Origin of the sequence: Glycomyces artemisiae, from assembly GCF_003002955.1 — a bacterium.
Lineage (GTDB): Bacteria > Actinomycetota > Actinomycetes > Mycobacteriales > Micromonosporaceae > Glycomyces > Glycomyces artemisiae.
The window spans coordinates 171,126-188,201 of sequence record NZ_PVTJ01000001.1; the positions used below are offsets into that span (position 1 = coordinate 171,126).

The 17,076-nt window shown below is 71.2% G+C and carries 16 protein-coding genes; 12 read left to right on the forward strand and 4 right to left on the reverse strand.

The window, feature by feature from the left end; translation table 11 throughout:
• Positions 1 to 18: 18 nt before the first annotated feature.
• Positions 19 to 498, reverse strand: coding sequence for a hypothetical protein (locus B0I28_RS00805; protein ID WP_106361922.1), 480 nt, complete (start codon positions 496 to 498; stop codon positions 19 to 21).
• A gap of 297 nt (positions 499 to 795) precedes the next feature.
• Between B0I28_RS00805 and B0I28_RS00810 the strand changes: the two genes are divergently transcribed.
• Positions 796 to 3,777: an ATP-binding protein gene (locus B0I28_RS00810; RefSeq protein ID WP_146147925.1), complete on the forward strand. Its 2,982-nt coding sequence runs from the start codon at positions 796 to 798 to the stop codon at positions 3,775 to 3,777.
• Between the two features lie 61 nt (positions 3,778 to 3,838).
• On the opposite strand, the gene B0I28_RS00815 is transcribed toward B0I28_RS00810, so the two are convergent.
• The 3 genes from B0I28_RS00815 to B0I28_RS00825 form a co-directional block, all read right to left on the reverse strand.
• On the reverse strand, positions 3,839 to 4,696 hold the full coding sequence (locus B0I28_RS00815) for an ABC transporter permease (protein WP_106361924.1): 858 nt from the start codon (positions 4,694 to 4,696) through the stop codon (positions 3,839 to 3,841).
• A 36-nt stretch (positions 4,697 to 4,732) separates the two neighbouring features.
• The gene (locus B0I28_RS00820; RefSeq protein ID WP_106361925.1) at positions 4,733 to 5,689 is read right to left on the reverse strand and encodes an ATP-binding cassette domain-containing protein; all 957 of its coding nucleotides are present in this window, start codon (positions 5,687 to 5,689) and stop codon (positions 4,733 to 4,735) included.
• Between the two features lie 114 nt (positions 5,690 to 5,803).
• Entirely contained in the window at positions 5,804 to 8,182 is a 2,379-nt protein-coding gene (locus B0I28_RS00825) for an HAD-IC family P-type ATPase (protein WP_219926480.1), read from the reverse strand.
• A 144-nt stretch (positions 8,183 to 8,326) separates the two neighbouring features.
• Between B0I28_RS00825 and proS the strand changes: the two genes are divergently transcribed.
• The 11 genes from proS (at position 8,327) to B0I28_RS00880 (ending at position 16,958) form a co-directional block, all read left to right on the forward strand.
• Positions 8,327 to 9,733, forward strand: coding sequence for a proline--tRNA ligase (proS, locus tag B0I28_RS00830; protein ID WP_106361927.1), 1,407 nt, complete (start codon positions 8,327 to 8,329; stop codon positions 9,731 to 9,733).
• Positions 9,734 to 9,894: 161 nt separating this feature from the next.
• The gene (gene rpsP, locus B0I28_RS00835; protein WP_106361928.1) at positions 9,895 to 10,395 is read left to right on the forward strand and encodes a 30S ribosomal protein S16; all 501 of its coding nucleotides are present in this window, start codon (positions 9,895 to 9,897) and stop codon (positions 10,393 to 10,395) included.
• Between the two features lie 3 nt (positions 10,396 to 10,398).
• Complete coding sequence (locus tag B0I28_RS00840) at positions 10,399 to 10,629, forward strand: RNA-binding protein (RefSeq protein ID WP_026922808.1); 231 nt, start codon at positions 10,399 to 10,401, stop codon at positions 10,627 to 10,629.
• A 64-nt stretch (positions 10,630 to 10,693) separates the two neighbouring features.
• Positions 10,694 to 11,191 carry a ribosome maturation factor RimM gene (rimM, locus tag B0I28_RS00845; RefSeq protein ID WP_106361929.1) on the forward strand — a complete coding sequence of 166 codons (498 nt, stop codon included), beginning with the start codon at positions 10,694 to 10,696 and terminating at the stop codon, positions 11,189 to 11,191.
• Positions 11,191 to 11,961 carry a tRNA (guanosine(37)-N1)-methyltransferase TrmD gene (trmD, locus tag B0I28_RS00850; protein WP_106361930.1) on the forward strand — a complete coding sequence of 257 codons (771 nt, stop codon included), beginning with the start codon at positions 11,191 to 11,193 and terminating at the stop codon, positions 11,959 to 11,961. Before rimM ends, trmD begins: the two co-directional genes overlap by 1 nt.
• Before the next feature lie 88 nt (positions 11,962 to 12,049).
• Positions 12,050 to 12,400, forward strand: a complete 351-nt coding sequence (gene rplS / locus B0I28_RS00855) for a 50S ribosomal protein L19 (protein ID WP_106361931.1) — start codon at positions 12,050 to 12,052, stop codon at positions 12,398 to 12,400.
• Positions 12,401 to 12,478: 78 nt separating this feature from the next.
• Positions 12,479 to 13,675 carry a signal peptidase I gene (lepB, locus tag B0I28_RS00860; protein WP_146147926.1) on the forward strand — a complete coding sequence of 399 codons (1,197 nt, stop codon included), beginning with the start codon at positions 12,479 to 12,481 and terminating at the stop codon, positions 13,673 to 13,675.
• On the forward strand, positions 13,672 to 14,370 hold the full coding sequence (lepB, locus tag B0I28_RS00865; protein WP_245888837.1) for a signal peptidase I: 699 nt from the start codon (positions 13,672 to 13,674) through the stop codon (positions 14,368 to 14,370). The genes lepB (B0I28_RS00860) and lepB (B0I28_RS00865) overlap by 4 nt, the downstream gene beginning before the upstream one ends.
• Before the next feature lie 26 nt (positions 14,371 to 14,396).
• Positions 14,397 to 15,023, forward strand: coding sequence for a ribonuclease HII (locus tag B0I28_RS00870; RefSeq protein WP_181245585.1), 627 nt, complete (start codon positions 14,397 to 14,399; stop codon positions 15,021 to 15,023).
• A gap of 111 nt (positions 15,024 to 15,134) precedes the next feature.
• Positions 15,135 to 15,437: a DUF2469 domain-containing protein gene (locus tag B0I28_RS00875; RefSeq protein ID WP_106361934.1), complete on the forward strand. Its 303-nt coding sequence runs from the start codon at positions 15,135 to 15,137 to the stop codon at positions 15,435 to 15,437.
• 42 nt (positions 15,438 to 15,479) lie between these two features.
• Positions 15,480 to 16,958 (forward strand): sensor histidine kinase, encoded by a 1,479-nt coding sequence (locus B0I28_RS00880; protein ID WP_106361935.1) that lies wholly within the window; start codon positions 15,480 to 15,482, stop codon positions 16,956 to 16,958.
• Positions 16,959 to 17,076: the final 118 nt, after the last annotated feature.

Consider the following 17,076-nt stretch of genomic DNA (forward strand, 5'->3'; position numbering starts at 1 on the left):
CCCTTCGCGGTGCGTCCGTTAGTCCTTCGGAATCGCCGGGACGTCGACCGGCGGGTCGACCGGCAGGTCCGGCGCCGCGCCGGTCACCGTCGCGAGGATGTCCTGGCAGGTCTGCGCCAGCGCCCCGATGTCGGGGAGCGCGGGCGCGTCGCCGCCGCCGGGCACCGGAAGCGGCAGCGGCGGCAGCTGCTCGTACTCGTCCAGGCTCTCGGCCGGGATCGGCGCCCCGGCGTCGAGCGCGGCCTGAAGGTCCGTCAGGCACGTGGCGAGGTCGGTGAGCGCGGTCGGGTCCGGAACGGGCAGGTCGCCCGGCACCGGCAGGTCGCCCGCGCCCGGCAGCGGCGGAAGCTGCTCGCTGTTGACTGTCTCGACTCGGTCGGCGGGTGCCGCGGCCCCGACCGCCGGTGCGGCGGCGAGGACGGCGAACGGTACGGCGGCCCCGATGAGGATCGCGCGCCAGGTGTTCTTGCGTACTCCGTTGGACGTGGACTGTGCCATGAGGATTGCTCCTGTGGATCGTCGGCGCTCCCGGCTCAGGTGCGGTCCTGCCTATGACCGTCCGCTCGAACGGCCCGACCGCCCCGTCGGCACCGGGATGCCTAACCTTCCGTAGGACTTTATGTACTCGACGTAATCCGCGCACCGGTTCGAGGGAATCCGCCGGGCAAATACCGACATCCTGCCCGACCGGGAGGCCCTGAGCAGGGCGATCACCGCGAAATCAGTTCGTCCGAAAGCCGACAGTTCCGAACGAGGCGATTGGCGGGCGTCGGACCCTTCGGCCACACTGGTCGGGTGACTGACTCGCTGCTCATCGGACGCGACCATCCCGCCTCCGCCCTGCGCGCGGCCGTCGACCGCACCGCGGCCAGCCACGGCGGACTCGTCCTCGTCGTCGGCGAGGCCGGCATCGGCAAGACCGCACTGGTCACCGCGGCCGCCGCGGGACGCCGCGACGAGCTCCTCGTCGCCTTCGCGACCTCCTGGGAGTCCGAGGCCGTCCCCGACAACTGGCTGTGGCTCCAGGTCCTGCGCTCGATCCGCGGCCAGTTCGGCGAGGACGCCTGGCGGTCGCTGCGGCCCGCCCCCGCGATCGACGTGTTCCTCGGCGAGGGCGACGGCGCCCGGCCCGTCGACTTCGAACTCCACGACGCCGTCACCCAGCTGCTCATCTCCGCCTCCCGGCTCCGCCCGCTCCTCATCGTCCTCGACGACCTGCACTTCTCCGACGCCGCGAGCCTCGAACTGCTCAAGTTCGCCTGCCAGCACACGTTCTTCGAGCGCATCCTGTTCGTCGGCACCTACCGCGACTCCGAGATCGACCCCGGCCACCGCCTCCGCGGCCGCATGCTCCAGCTCGTCTCCAAGGCCGCCATGGTCGGCCTCGACGGCCTGGGCGACGACGGCGTCGCCGCTCTCGTCGAGGCCACCGTCGGCGCCGCCCCCGACCCCGACACCGTCGCCGAGATCACCCGCCGCACCGGCGGCAACCCGTTCTTCGTCGAGCAGACCGCACTCCTGTGGGCCTCCGGGCAGCCCGTCGACGCCACCAGCGCCGGCATGCGCGACGCCCTGCGCCGCCGCATCGACCAGCTCCCCGAGCCGATCCTGAAGATGCTCGTCCTCGCCTCGGTCGGCGGCCGCGAGTTCCACGCCCGCATCATGTCCCAGGCCTCCGGCATCGACCTCCAGCGCATCGAGGGCGCGCTCGACACCGCCGCCCAGACCCGCTTGGTGCGCCGCGAACGGGACCGGTACGTGTTCGTCCACGACCTCGTCCGCGAGACCCTCTACAACACGATGGAGCCCGACGAGGCCGCCCACCACCACGGCTGCGTCGTGCGCGCCCTCGTCGCCGACGAGTCCCTCCAGAAGCACATGCTCATCACCGAGATCGCCCACCACGCCTGGCTCGCCGGAGACGACCTCGACCCTGAGATCGCCGTCGACCTCATCGCCCGCGCGGGCGCGAAGGCCAACGCCTGCATGAGCATCGGCGGCGCCGAGAAGTTCTTCCGCCGCGCCGTGGAGCGCTGCACGCCCGCCATGGCCCGCAAGCGGGTCCTGCTGCGGATCCAGCTCGCCGACGCCGTGTGGTGGCTCCGGCGCGAGGACGAGGCCCGCGGCGTCTACGCGCTCGCCCTCCAGGAGGCCGAGGACCTCGGCGACCCGATGCTCCTCACCCGCGCCGCCATGGGCGCGCCCCAAGCCGAGCGCCTGCCTGAACTGATGCGGCTGAAGACCCTCGCCTACGAGGGCCTCGCGGGCGGGCCGCCCGAGCCGGGCCTCGACCACGAGGCGCTGACCCGGCAGCTGCTGTACCGCTTCATGCTCGCCGCCCGCGAGTCCGGCGACGAGGAGGACATCTCCTTCGGCCTGTGGGCCTCGCACGCCGCCAACTGGGGTCCCGGCACCGCCGCGCAGCGCCAGGAGATCGTCGAGGAGCTCGCCGAGATCACCCGCCGCACCGGCGACGAGGAGATGCGGCTGCTGTCCTCCTCGCTGCGGTGGGTCGTGCTCCTGGAGCAGGGCGACCCGGCGTTCCTCGCGCAGCTCGCCGAGTTCCGCGCCCTCGCCGACGCGGCCGAGACCGACCACTGGCGCGGCGGCTCCAGCGTCGACCAGGCCATCATCGACATGTTCCAGGGCCGCTTCGACGCCGCGCAGGCCCGCATCGACGAGGCCGCCGCGCTCATGGACGGCGAACGCCCCCACCTCGACCTCGTCGACCACCTCCGCTGGGAGCTCCAGCTCGCGCGCGGCGAGGCCCCCGACGTCTCCGACGTGCACCGGTCGCATTTCGGCGGCCAGTACGCCGACCTGCTCTCCGGGATCAGCGCCCTGCGCCGCGGCGAGATCGGCCGGGCCCGCGGCCTCCGCGACCGCCTGGCCGCCGCCGACGGCCAGTACGGCTCGTGGGAGTCGCTGATGCTGCGCTTCGAGGCCGAACTCGCGGCCGCCGACGGCGACGCCGATCTCGCCCGCGGCGTCTACGACCGGCTCGCGCCCTACCCGGACGAGTGGCTGGTCGCCATGTGGGGCACCAGTATCGCCGGTCCCGTCAGCTACTGGCTCGGCGTGCTCGCCGTCGTCCTCGACGAGCCCGAGCGCGCCGCCGCCCACTTCAAGACCGCCGCGGCCCAGGCCGACCTGCTCGACGCTGCGCCGTGGTCGGCCCTCGCCCGCGCCGGGCTCGCCTGCCGGGCGGCCCCGGCCGCGCCCGCCCCCGACGCCGGCAGCGTCTTCCGCCGCGAGGGCGCCACCTGGACCCTCGCCTACGCCGGGTCCGTCCTCCACCTGCCCCACGCGAAGGGCCTCGCGGACCTCCGCGAACTCCTCTCCCACCCGAACGAGGAGACCGCCGCGACCGACCTGCTCGACCCGTCCGAGGCCGTCAGCGCCGACGCCCGCCTCGGCGGCGACGACCTCCTCGACCCCGAGGCCCGCGCCCGCTTCCGCGAGCACCTCGAAACGCTCGACGAGCAGATCGACACCGCCGCCGCGATCGGCGACGACGCCCGCGCCGCCGCCCTCGACGCCGAACGCCAGGCCCTCATCGAGCACCTCAAGGCCGCCACCGGCCTCGCCGGCCGGTCCCGGCGCCTCGGCGACAACCACGAGCGGGCCCGCAAGACCGTCACCAACCGGATCCGCAACACCCTCAAGAAGATCGAGGACGGCCACCCCGCCCTCGGCGAGCACCTGCGCGCGGCCGTCACCACCGGCTCCTCCTGCGCCTACCGCCCCGGCCCCGACGCTCCCGAGTGGACCTTGTGATGCGAAGGGGCCGGGAGGGTCGAGACCCTCCCGGCCCCGCCGGGTGTTATTCAATGAAGCGTCACTTGCGGTTGTAGGCCCGGAGCGTCAGGAACCCGAACACCGCGATGAACCCGGCCGACCAGATCAGCGTCGTCGCGACCGCCCCCGACGGCGACGTGCCGTCGAACAGGCCCCGCACCCCGTCCACGAGCTGCGAGATCGGCGTGTTCTCCACGACCGGCCGGAGCCAGCCGGGCATCGTCGCCGGGTCGACCATGATGTTCGACAGGAACGTCAGCGGGAACATGATCGACATCGAGATCGACATGACGGTCTTCTCCGACCGCGTGATCAGCCCCAGCCACGTCCACACCCACGAGAACGCGAAGCAGAACACCAGCAGCAGCACCACGCCCAGCAGCACGCCCGCCGCGCCGCCCGCGGGCCGGTAGCCCATGATCATCCCGGTGCCGAACATGATCGCGCCCGCCGCGGCGTACCGGAACATGTCCGCCAGCAGGTACCCGACCATCGGCGCGGCCCGCCAGATCGGCAGCGTCCGGAACCGGTCCGACACGCCCTTGTTGATGTCGATGTTCACCGACATGCCCGTGTAGATCGTCGTCATCACGATGCTCATGACCATGATGCCCGGCAGCAGGAATTGCAGGTAGTCGCCGGTGCCGCCCGCGATGGCGCCGCCGAACAGGTACGTGAACATCAGCAGCATGATGATCGGGAACACCAGGATGTCGCCCAGCTGCTCCGGCACGTGCTTGATCTTCAGCATCGAGCGCCACGCGAACGCCCGCGCCGACGCGAACGCGCTCGGCGGGGCCGGCCGCTCGCCCTGGTTGAGCAGTCTGCGCAGCCGCTCCTTCTCTACCGGTGCCGGCGCGTCCTGGTCGGTGCTCGTCTTCGTCTCGGTGAAAGCCATGATCGGTTCGTCCTCTGTCTCTCTCAAGTGGGCTGTCTAGGCGCCGACGCGCTCGGTGAGGGCGAGGAAGACCTCGTCCAGGCTCGGCTGGCCGAGCGAGAAGTCGTCGACGAGGATGCCGGCCTTCGCCAGCTCGCTCAGCGCGTGCGCGCCCTGCACGGCGTTGTCCTGCCCGGGCAGCAGCCGCGCGATGAGCGCCACCGGGTCGTCGTCGAGCTCGACCTCCGCCCGGAGCGCGTCGGCGAGGACGGTCCTGGCGTGCTCGCGCTGGTCGGTGTGGTGCAGGCGCAGCTTGATCGAGCCCGCGCCCACCGAGGACTTCAGCTGCCCCGGCGTGCCCTCGGCGATGACCTTCCCGGTGTCGATGACCGCGATGCGGCTCGCCAGCTGGTCGGCCTCCTCCAGGTACTGGGTCGTCAGCAGCACCGTGGTGCCCTCGCCGACGATGGTCCGCACGACCTCCCACACCTGGTTGCGGCTGCGCGGGTCCAGGCCCGTCGTCGGCTCGTCCAGGAACAGGAGCTTCGGCGTGATGATGATCGACGCGGCGATGTCCAGGCGCCGCCGCATCCCGCCCGAGTACGCCTTCACCTGCTTGCCCGCCGCGTGCGAGAGCCCGAACGCCTCCAGCAGGTCCCCGGCGCGCGATCGCGCCGCGGGCTTCCCGAACCCGTACAGCCGCGACAGCAGCACCAGGTTCTCCACGCCCGTCAGGTCCTCGTCCAGCGACGCGTACTGCCCCGTCAGGCTCACCTGCGTGCGCACCGCCGACGGGTCCGCCGTGATGTCGTGCCCGAACACCTCGGCCCGGCCCGCGTCCGGACGCAGCAGCGTCGCCAGCATCCGCACCGTCGTCGTCTTCCCCGCCCCGTTCGGCCCGAGCACCCCGTACACGGTCCCGGCCGGGACCTCCAGGTCCACGCCGTCGACGGCCTTGATCTCCTTGAAGTGCTTGACGAGCCCTTCGGCCCGGATCGCGGTCTCGCTTGCCATGTCGGCCTCCTGAGTGAATTACTGCCTTCACTCCGGAGGCGCTACACGCCCGCGAGAAGCCGCGAGGCCCCGCTACATGGCGTGTAGCGGGGCCCCAGAGACGCGTAGCGGCGGTCAGTCCGCCAGGTGCTTCGGCCGCACGACCAGCCAGAACAGCAGCGTCGCCGCGCCGCAGCCGACCGCGATCGCCGCCGCAGTGGTGTTCCACACCCCCGGCAGCGACAGCTCGTAGAACCGCGCGAACGGCGGCACCGCCAGCACCAGGACGAACGCGCCCGCGCACACCCCGACCAGCAGGCCCTTCCACCACACGTACGGCTTCGCGACGATCGCGAGCGCCACCAGCGCCAGGCTGAACAGCGTGATCGCCGCCGTCGTCTGCGGCTGCGCCGAGTCGTAGCCGTCGTGCGCGAGCGCCGCCAGGTACACCGCGAACGTCGGCACCGCGCAGCAGATCCCCGCCGGGATCGCGAACTTCAGGACCCGCTTCACGAACCCGGGCCGGGCCCGGTCGAAGGTCGGCGCGAGCGCGAGGAAGAACGCCGGGATGCCGATCGTGAACGCGTTGATGAGCGACTGGTGGATCGGCAGGAACGGGTACGGCAGCGGGTCGCTGCCCGCGGACCACGCGATCGACGCGCCCACGGCGATGAACAGCGCCAGCGCGATCGCGTACACGGTCTTGGTGAGGAACAGGTTCGAGACCCGCCCGATGTTCCCGAGCACCCGGCGGCCCTCGGCGACCACGTGCGGGAGCGTCGCGAACTCGTCGTCCAGGAGCACGACCTGCGCCACGGACCGGGCCGCGGCCGAACCCGACCCCATCGCGATCCCCAGGTCCGCGTCCTTCAGCGCGAGCACGTCGTTGACGCCGTCGCCGGTCATCGCGACGGTGTGCCCGCGCGACTGGAGGGCCTTCACGAACGCCTGCTTCTGGTGCGGCTTCACGCGCCCGAAGATCGTCGCCCGCTCCAGCAGGTCCGCCAGCTCCTCCGGGTCCTCGGGGAGGCGCCGGGCGTCCACGGTGTCCGCGGCGCCCTCGACGCCGAGCTGCGCCGCGACCGCGCCGACCGCGGCGGGGGAGTCCCCGGAGATGATCTTGACGGCGACGCCCTGCTCCTTGAAGTAGGCGAGGGTCGCGGCCGCGGTGGAGCGCAGGCGCTGGCGCAGGACCACGAGCGCCTGGGCCTTCACACCGGTGACCCCGCCGGTGGTCGACGCGGTCTCGGCCGTGACGAGCGAGAGGACCCGCAGGCCCTGCGCGGCGAGCATGTCGGCCTCCAGGAGCACCGGGTCCCCGGCGTCCAGGAGCACGTCGGGCGCGCCGAGGAGCCACGTGCCGTGGTCGGTGAAACGCGTCCCGGACCATTTGCGGGCTGAGGAGAACGGCATGACGTCGATGACCCGCCACCGCGGGTCGGCGACGGACTGCTTCTCCAGGTACGCCTCGACGGCCTGCATGGTCGGGTTGGGGCTGTCGTCGGCCGCGGCGAGCGCCGCGAGCGCTTCGAGGGACGCGGCCCGGTCGCCGCCCTCGATGGGGCGGATCTCGTCGACGTCCATGCCGCCCTCGGTGAGCGTCCCGGTCTTGTCCAGGCACAGCACATCGGTGCGGGCGAGCCCTTCGATCGCGGGCAGCTCCTGCACGAGGCACTTGCGGGCGCCGAGCCGGACCACGCCGACGGCGAACGCCACGGAGGTGAGCAGCACCAGGCCCTCGGGGATCATCGGGACGATCCCGGCCACAGTGGAGACGATGATGTCGCGCCAGTTCTGCGCGTCGGCGGCCTGGCTGATGATGAGGAGGATCGCGATCGGGACGATGAGCCAGTTGATGAGCTTGATGAACCGGTTGATGCCCTCGCGCAGCTCCGAGCGGGCCAGTGTGAACTTGCTGGCCTCCTCGACGAGCTTGGCGGCGTAGGAGTCCGCGCCGATGTGCTCGGCCCGGAACAGGCCGGTGCCGGCGACGGCGAACGAGCCGGACCTGACGTCGTCCCCGGGGGTCTTCGCGACCGGGTCGGCCTCGCCGGTGAGCAGCGACTCGTCGATCTCCAGGTTGCGGGACTCCACGACGGGCCCGTCGACGACGACGCGGTCGCCGGGCTCGACGAACACGAGGTCGTCCTTGACGATCCGGTTCGGCGCGATCTCCTGGACCTCGCCGTCGCGCAGGACCTTCGCGTTGGCCTGGTTCATGAGCGAGAGCTTGTCGAGCGTGCGCTTGGCGCGCAGCTCCTGGATCGTGCCGATGAGGATGTTCGCGATGATGACGCCCGCGAACAGGCCCTGCTTCCAGCCGCCGAACGTCACGGCGATCACGGCCAGCACGCCGATGACGGCGTTGAGCGGGGTGAACAGGTTGGCGCGCAGGATGGCCGAGAACGGGCGGCTCGTGTGCCGCTTGGCCTCGTTGACGGCTCCGGCCTCGACGCGCTCGGCCACCTCGGCGGCCGTCAGGCCGCGGTCGCCTGCCAGCATGGGTGTTGTCACGTCGACAGCTTATGCGACGTTCGCCGTCCTGTATCACCGCCGAAGGACCGGGATACGGCAATCGGCCCTCGGCCGTCCGACGGAGGTCTCAGCGCCGGAATCCGATTGCGGCCCGGCGGGGCCCGTTCCGTAGAATCCCTGATTATGGCCAATGTACTCACACCGCAGGGCGAGGACTTCCCTCGCTGGTACCAGGACGTCATCGCCAAGGCCCAGCTGGCCGAGAACGGGCCGGCGCGCGGCTCGCAGGTGATCCGCCCGACCGGCTTCGCCCTGTGGGAGCGCATGACGGCCGAGATGGACGCCCGCATCAAGGAGACCGGCACCGAGAACGCCTCGTTCCCCCTGCTGATCCCCGAGTCCTACTTCACGCGCGAAGCCGACCACGTCGAGGGCTTCGCACCTGAGCTGTGGATGGTCACGCACGGCGGCGGCAAGGAGCTCGAAGAGAAGCTCGCGATCCGCCCCACCTCCGAGACCGTCATCGGCGAGTACATGGCGAAGTGGGTGAACTCCTACCGCGACCTGCCCCTGCTGCTCAACCAGTGGTGCAACGTCATGCGCTACGAGCTGCGCACCCGCCTGTTCCTGCGCTCCTCGGAGTTCCTGTGGCAGGAGGGCCACACCGTCCACGACAGCTACGAGGACGCCCACGCGTTCACGCTGCGGATCCTCCACGAGGTCTACGCCGACTTCATGGAGAACGTGCTCGCGCTGCCCGTGCTGCGCGGCATCAAGACCGAGGCCGAGCGCTTCGCCGGGGCCCTGAACACGTTCGCCGTCGAGTCGCTCATGCGCGACGGCAAGGCCCTCCAGATGGGCACCTCCCACGAGCTGGGCCAGAACTTCGCGAAGGCCTTCGACATCCAGTTCCAGGGCAAGGACGGCAAGCAGGCCCACGGCTGGACCACCTCCTGGGGCACCTCGACCCGCATGATCGGCGGGCTCATCATGGGCCACGGCGACGACTCGGGGCTCCGCGTGCCCCCGAACCTCGCGCCCGTCCAGGTCTGCGTCATGGTCGTCAAGGACGCCGACGAGGTCCAGTCGGCCGCGCGGAAGGTCTTCGACGAGCTCAAGGGCGACGGCCTGCGCGTCAAGCTCGACGACCGCGCCGACACCGCCTTCGGCCGCCGCGCCGTGGACGCCGAGCTCAAGGGCTACCCGGTCCGCATCGAGATCGGCCCCCGCGACCTGAAGAACGGCGAGGCCACCGTGGTCTCCCGCGTCGAGGGCTCCAAGCAGACGATCCCGCTCGGGATGCTCGCCGAGGCCGTCGCCGCCGCGCTCCAGGGCGCGCAGGAGCAGCTGTGGAACGAGGCCCTGGAGTTCCGGGAGTCGCACACCGCCGACACGGCCACCGTCGAGGAGGCCGTCGAGGCCGCCCAGACCGGGTACGCCCGCCTGCCCTGGGACGCCTGCGGCGTCGAAGGGGAGCGCAAGGCCGCCGAATCCTCGGTCACCGTGCGGGTCCTGCAACGCGAGGACGGCTCCGTACCGGACTCCCTGGATGAACCCGGTCTCATCGCCTACCTCGCCCGGTCGTACTGATCCGGCCGTGCGCTAGACTCGGTCGCTGTACATGAGCTTTGGGACGGGTGCCCTCTCAACAACCGTGACGCAAAGCCAGGTTTCAGCGCGAACGCAATCCGGATTGATTCCCCTGGAAGGCGTGCGCGCTGCGTGATCCTTATTACAGGAGTAACAAGAACGTGGCAGTGAAGATTCGCCTCACGCGCATGGGGAAGATCCGTACTCCCCAGTACCGCATCGTCATCGCCGACTCGCGGACCAAGCGCGACGGCAAGGTCATTGAGAACGTCGGGATCTACCACCCGAAGGAGAACCCGTCCCGGATCGAGGTCAAGTCCGACCGCGTCCAGCACTGGCTCTCCGTCGGCGCCCAGCCGACCGACCAGGTCAAGGCCATCCTCCGCAAGACCGGCGACTGGCAGCGCTTCAAGGGCCTGCCCGAGCCGGGACCGCTGAAGGTCGCCGAGCCGAAGCCCGAGAAGGAGTCGCTGTACGTGGCGGCCCTCAAGGAGTCCGGTATCGACCCGTCGAAGGCCTACGTCTCGGAGGAGGCCGCCAAGGCCGCCGACACGAAGCCCGCGTCGAAGTCGAAGAAGTCCGCCGAGAAGGCCGACGAATCCGCTAAGACTGAAGAGGTCAAGGCGGAGGCCACTGAGGCGTCCGACGAAAAAGGGGAGTAGACCGTGCTGCGACCGGCGCTTGAACACCTTGTGAAAGGCATCGTCGATCACCCTGACGATGTCCGTGTCCGTCTGGTCGACTCGCGTCGCGGCAAGCGCCTGGAAGTCCGGGTCAACCCGGACGACCTGGGCACGGTGATCGGCCGCGGCGGCCGCACCGTCAACGCGCTGCGGCAGGTCATCGGCTCGATCGGCGGGCGCGGCATCCGCGTCGAGGTCGTCGATTCCTACTGAGGTCTGAGTGCGACAGCCCCGGGGGTCACCCCCGGGGCTGTTGTGCTGCAAGGAGAGGCAAGCAATGGCAGAGGTCGTGGTCGGCCGGATCGTGCGCCCCCACGGGCTGCGCGGCGAACTCGTCGTGGAGGTCCGCACCGACGATCCCGAGGCCCGGTTCCAGCCGGGGATCGAGTACGCCACCAAGAACGGCCCCCTGAAGGCCGTCTCGGTGCGCTGGCACCAGGGCCGGCCCATGGTCGGCTTCGAGGGCGTGCCCGGCCGCACCGAGGCGGAGCTGCTGCGCGGCGTGCTGCTCTCGGTCGACGTCGACGAGGACGACCTCGCCGAGGACGAGTTCCGCGACGACGACCTCGAAGGGCTGAAAGTCGTCGAGGCCGACGGCACCGAGGTCGGCACGGTCGCCCGCATCGAGCACGGCGCGGGCCACGAGACCCTCGTCGTCAAGCGCCAGGGCACGCATCCGGCGCGCATCCCGTTCGTCGCCGAGATGGTCACCGAGATCGACTTCGAGGCCGAGGTCATCACCGTGGACCTCCCGCCCGGGCTGCTGGAGCTGTAGTGAAGATCGACGTCGTCACCGTCTTCCCCGAGTACCTCGCCCCCCTCGACCTCTCGCTCATCGGGCGCGCCCGCGACAAGGGCCTGCTCGACCTGAACGTCCACGACCTGCGCCGCTGGACCCACGACGTGCACCACTCGGTGGACGGGGCCCCCGCGGGCGGCGGCGCCGGGATGGTCATGAAGCCGCAGCCGTGGGGCGAGTGCCTCGACGAGCTCGTCCCCGGTGAGGAGCGGCCCCGGCTGCTCGTCACCAGCCCCGCCGGGCGGCCCTTCACGCAGGCGATGGCGCACGAGCTGGCGGCCGAGCCGTGGCTCATGTTCGCCTGCGGCCGTTACGAAGGCATCGACCAGCGGGTCGTCGACTACGCGGCCGACCGCATGGAGGTCACCGAGGTCTCCATCGGCGACTACGTGCTCTTCGGCGGCGAGGTCGCGGTCCTCGCGATCGTCGAGGCCGTCACGCGCCTCGTCCCCGGCGTCCTCGGGAACGCCGCCTCCCTCGACGACGAGTCGCACAACGCGGGCCTCCTGGAGGCCCCCGCCTACACGCGGCCCGCCGAGTGGCGCGGCCACGAGGTCCCGCCGGTCCTCCTCTCGGGCGACCACGGCAAGGTCGACCGGTGGCGGCGTGAGCAGGCACTCCTCCGCACCGCGCGGGCCCGCCCGGATTTGCTGGAGCGCCTGGACCCGGGTAGCCTCGATGAACGTGACCGGCTCCTCCTCGAAGGGGCCGGGTTCGCCGCGCCCACGCAGGGTGTGGCAGAGTAAGACGGTTCCCCGCGACGTCCCGCCCGTTCAAGCGGTACCTCTCCCGGATCGGAACCCGTGAACTTTTCATCAACGAGGGTTGAAACCAATGAACATTCTGGATGAGCTGAACGCCGCCTCCATGCGCGCCGACGTGCCGGACTTCCGTCCCGGCGACACCGTCAAGGTCAACGTCCGGATCCAGGAAGGCAACCGGTCCCGTGTCCAGGTGTTCCAGGGCGTCGTGATCCGCCGCCACGGCGCCGGTCTGGGCGAGACCTTCACGGTCCGCAAGATCAGCTACGGCATCGGCGTCGAGCGCACCTTCCCGGTGCACGGCCCCATGGTCGACTCGATCGAGATCGCGATGCGCGGCAAGGTCCGCCGCGCGAAGCTGTACTACCTGCGCGACCGCAAGGGCAAGGCCGCGACCAAGATCAAGGAGCGCCGCGAGGTCTGATCCTCAAGCGTCTTCGGAGAACCCCGGGCACCCGCCCGGGGTTTTTCCATACCCTCCGTTTTCCGCTACGCTCACCGCATGAGTCCCGGTTCCTCCGACGGGGCGAAGGGCCCCCGCCGCATCGATTGGAGCCGCCTCCCCGGTCCCGGCGGGCCCGGCGCCCCCGTGCCGCCGAAGGGCCCCGCGAAGCCCCCTGGCCGCCCCGGCGTCCCGTTCGCGGGCCGCCCGCCCGCCACCGACGCCACCCAGCGCCTGCACCGCCCCGAAGGCCCCGCGGGCGCGCGCGACCGCGTCAGCGCCTCGCACGACCGCGTCTCCGCTTCCCACGACTCTGCTTCCCACGACAAGGTCTCGGCCGCCCACCGCACCGTGCCGCGCGACGCCGCGCCCGGCGACGCCGGCAAGCCGAAGAAGGAGTCCGAGAGCCGCCTCTCGCAGCCGCACAAGCGCCAGTACCTGTCGCTGTGGATCGAGCTGCCGCTGCTCCTCGTCGTCGCGTTCTCCGCGGCGGTCCTGCTGCGCACGTTCGCCGTGCAGCCCTTCTACATCCCGTCCGGCTCCATGGAGCAGACCCTCCAGGAGGGCGACAAGGTCCTCGTCCTCAAGCTCACCACCACCCTGCGCACGCCCCAGCGCGGCGAGGTGGTCGTCTTCCGCGGTACCGACTCCTGGGACCCCGAGTACCGGCCCGCGGGCGGCGGCGGGGGCTGGGTCGACGACCTCACCACCGGCGTCCTCGACCTCATCGGCCTCGCCGAGCCCGACGAGAAGGACTTCATCAAGCGGGTCATCGCCGTCGGCGGCGACACCGTCATGTGCTGCGACGCCGACGGGAACGTCGTCGTCAACGGCGTCTCCCTCCACGAGGACGAGTACGTCTACGACAACGCGCCCGTCGAGCCCGAGCCCGGCACCTGCCACTCGCGCCGCTTCGACCAGGTCACCATCCCCGAAGGGGAGGTGTGGGTGATGGGGGACCACCGCGGCAACTCGAAGGACTCCCGGTGCCAGGGCCCGGTCCCGGTGGAGAACATCATCGGCCGGGCCATCGCCCTCGTGTGGCCCACCGACCGGGCCACCGAACTGGCGATCCCCGACTCCTTCGACGCGCTCGACGGGACCACCGGAACCGAAGGGGCCCAGTCCGCCTCGGGCGCCGTCGGGGACGGCCGCCCGGCGGCGTGGGGCACGTCCTGGGAGTCACCGCCTTCGTTGCCCGCCACCGGTACCACCGCCCCTGCCGTCAGAGCGCGAGCGCGTAGACTCGCACCGTGATCGAAGAAGGGCAGGCGCCCGGCGCCGACGGCGAGGGCGCCGAGGAGACCTCCGACAAGCAGCAGCCCAAGAAGAAGGGGTCGTTCTGGAAGGAACTCCCCATCCTCCTGGGCGTCGCCATCCTCGTGGCGATCGTGGTGCGCACCTGGGTCGTCCAGACCTACTACATCCCCTCCGGGTCGATGGAGAACACCCTCCAGATCAACGACCGGGTGCTCGTCAACAAGCTCGTGTACGACTTCTCCGAGCCCGAGCGCGGCGAGATCATCGTCTTCACCGCGCCCGAGTCGTGGCGGTCGGTCATGGAGGAGGACGAGTTCATCAAGCGGGTCATCGCCGTCGGCGGCGACCACGTCGTGTGCTGCGACGACCAGGGGCGCATCACCGTCAACGGCGTCGCCCTCGACGAGGACTCGTACCTGTTCACCAACCCGGTCACCGGGGAGCAGGACCCGCCCTCCCAGGACCCGTTCGACGTGATCGTCCCCGAGGGGCGCCTGTGGGTCATGGGCGACCACCGCTCGGCCTCCGGCGACTCGCGCGAGCGGTTCATCCGCACCGGCGGGAACGTCGACGCCTCCACGATCGAGGTCGACGCCGTCATCGGCAAGGCCTTCGTCCTGTTCTGGCCCTTCGGCGACTTCAACTGGTTCTCCATCCCGGAGACCTTCGACGACGTCCCGGACCCCTCCTGACCGTGCTCCGCCCGGACCCTTCCCGGATGCGGCGCGACGGCGACCTGTACGCGCTGGAGGCCGCGCTGTCCCGGCGCGGCCTCGGCCCGGTCGCCGGGACCGACGAGGCCGGCCGCGGCGCGTGCGCCGGGCCCCTGGTCGTCGCGGCGGTGATCCTGCCGCCGAGCGCACGTCTGGAGGAGCTGAACGACTCGAAGCTGCTCACCGAGGCCGCGCGCGAGCGCGTCTTCGAGCGGCTGCGCCGTTCCCGGGCCCTCATCGGCGTCGTCTCGTACTCCCCGCAGGAGATCGACCGGCGCGGCGTCGGCGTCTGCAACCTGGAGGGCATGCGCGTCGCCGTGGCCCGCCTGCCCCAGCGGCCCGGGTACACGCTCACCGACGGGTTCCCCGTCCCGGGCCTGCCCGGGAGCCTCGGGGTCGTCAAGGGCGACCGCACGGCCGCGTGCGTCGCCGCCGCGGGCGTGGTCGCGAAGGTGACCCGCGACCGGATCATGGCCGAGCTCGACGGCCGCCACCCCGAATACGGCTTCGCGATCCACAAGGGATACGGGACGCCCGCCCACGAGGAGGCGATGCGCCGCTTCGGGCCCTGCGGGGAGCACCGCTTCTCGTACGCCAACGTCGCCGCGCTCGCCGTACCCGCCGCCGCCTGAACCGGGTTTACCGGGTCCTCCCGGCGTGAATCCGGGACGGGCAAGGCAAGCCGCGTCCGCGGCGGGGCATGCGCGCACTATCGTGGTTACCGTCGCATTGAAGGAGGAGCGTTGAGCGCCGAGGACCTCGAGAAGTACGAGACCGACATGGAGTTGCAGCTGTACCGGGAGTACCGGGACATCGTGCGGCAGTTCACCTACGTCGTCGAGACCGAGCGGCGGTTCTACCTGGCCAACGCGGTCGAGGTCAACGTGCGCGGTGCCGACGCCGAGACCTACTTCGAGGTCGAGATGAGCGACGCGTGGGTCTGGGACATGTACCGCCCGGCCCGCTTCGTCAAGCACGTCAGAGTCCTGACCTTCAAAGATGTGAATGTAGAGGAGCTGGACAAGCCCGACATGACGCTGCCGTAGAGGACGGGCCGCGGCTCCGATCCCGCCGCTACCATTGGACCGGTGTCCACACTCCGTGATGTGATCAGCGCGCACACCGACCTGACGTCGAACTCCGCGGCCCACCTCCAGCGGCTCGTCGCCGAATGGCAGCTCCTCGCCGACCTCTCCTTCGCCGACTTCCTCCTCTGGGGCGCCGTCAAGGACCACCCGGGCCGGTACGTGTGCCTCGCCCAGGTCCGGCCCACGACCGGCCCCACCGCCTACGAGGAGGACCAGGTCGGGCGCACCCTCGAAGGCGAGGACGCGAAGCACCTGAGCGTCGCGTACACCGAGGGCCGGATCTTCCGCGAGGGCGACCCGGTCTGGCGCGGCGACGTCGCCGCCCGCCACGAGGCCATCCCGGTGCGCCGCCGCGACCGCAGCCAGGTCATCGCCGTCGCCGCCCGCGACACGAACCTCTCGGACACCCGCAGCCCCTCCCACCTGGAGCTCAACTACCTCAAGACCGCCGACTACCTGGTGCAGATGCTCACCGACGGCGGCTTCCCGCCCCCGCTGCTGCCCGGTGAGCCGACCACCGCGCCGCGCATCGGCGACGGCCTGGTCCGCATCGGCGCCGACGGCCTCGTCCGCTACGCCTCCCCGAACGCGCTCTCGGCGTACCGCCGCATGGGCGTCACCGGGCACCTGCGCGACCGCGACCTCGCCGAGCTCACCCGCAGCCTCCCCTCCGACCCCGAGGTCGGCGCCGACGCGGCCCGCCGCATCGCCGACGCGCTCGCGGGCGGCACGCCGCGGCGCAAGGAGATCGAGGCGAAGGGCGCCACGGTCCTCATGCGGGCGCTGCCGCTGCGCCCCGGCGGCAAGGCCGCGGGCGCGCTCGTCCTCGTGCGCGACATCACCGAGGTCCGGCGCCTCGACCGCGAGCTGGTCACCAAGGACGCCACGATCCGCGAGATCCACCACCGCGTCAAGAACAACCTCCAGACCGTGGCCGCGCTGCTGCGCCTCCAGGCCCGCCGCGTGGGCTCCCCGCAGGCCCGCCAGTCCCTGGAGGAGTCCGTGCGCCGCGTCGCCTCGATCGCGCTCGTCCACGAGACCCTGTCCCAGTCCGGCGACGAGTCCGTGGGCTTCGACCAGATCGTCGACCGCGTGGCGTCGATGGCCGTCGAGGTCTCGGTGGCCGAGTCGAAGGTGACGCTGCGCCGCGAGGGCACCTTCGGGGTCCTGCCCTCGGAGTACGCGACGCCGCTGGTCATGGTCGTCAACGAGCTGATCCAGAACGCCGTCGAGCACGCCTACCCGCCCGGCCAGGACGGCGAGGTCGTCATCGGCGTCGAGCGCGACGGCGACCGCTTCCGCGTCACGGTCTCCGACCACGGCAAGGGCCTCCCCGAGAACTTCCGCATCGCCGACTCGACCCGCCTGGGCCTCCAGATCGTGCACACCCTCGTCACCGGCGAACTCCGCGGCACGATCGACATGCGCCCGCGCGCCGAGGGCGGCACCGAAGCCGTGGTCGACTTCGCGCTTCAGTAACACTCGTCCCGCATGCCGGTACGGCCGGGCCCCGCGACCGCGAGGTCCGGCCGGACGCGTGTCACCTTCATGTGACCTGCTGTCCAGGGAGCGGGACGTCGAGTGCAGTGGACGGGAA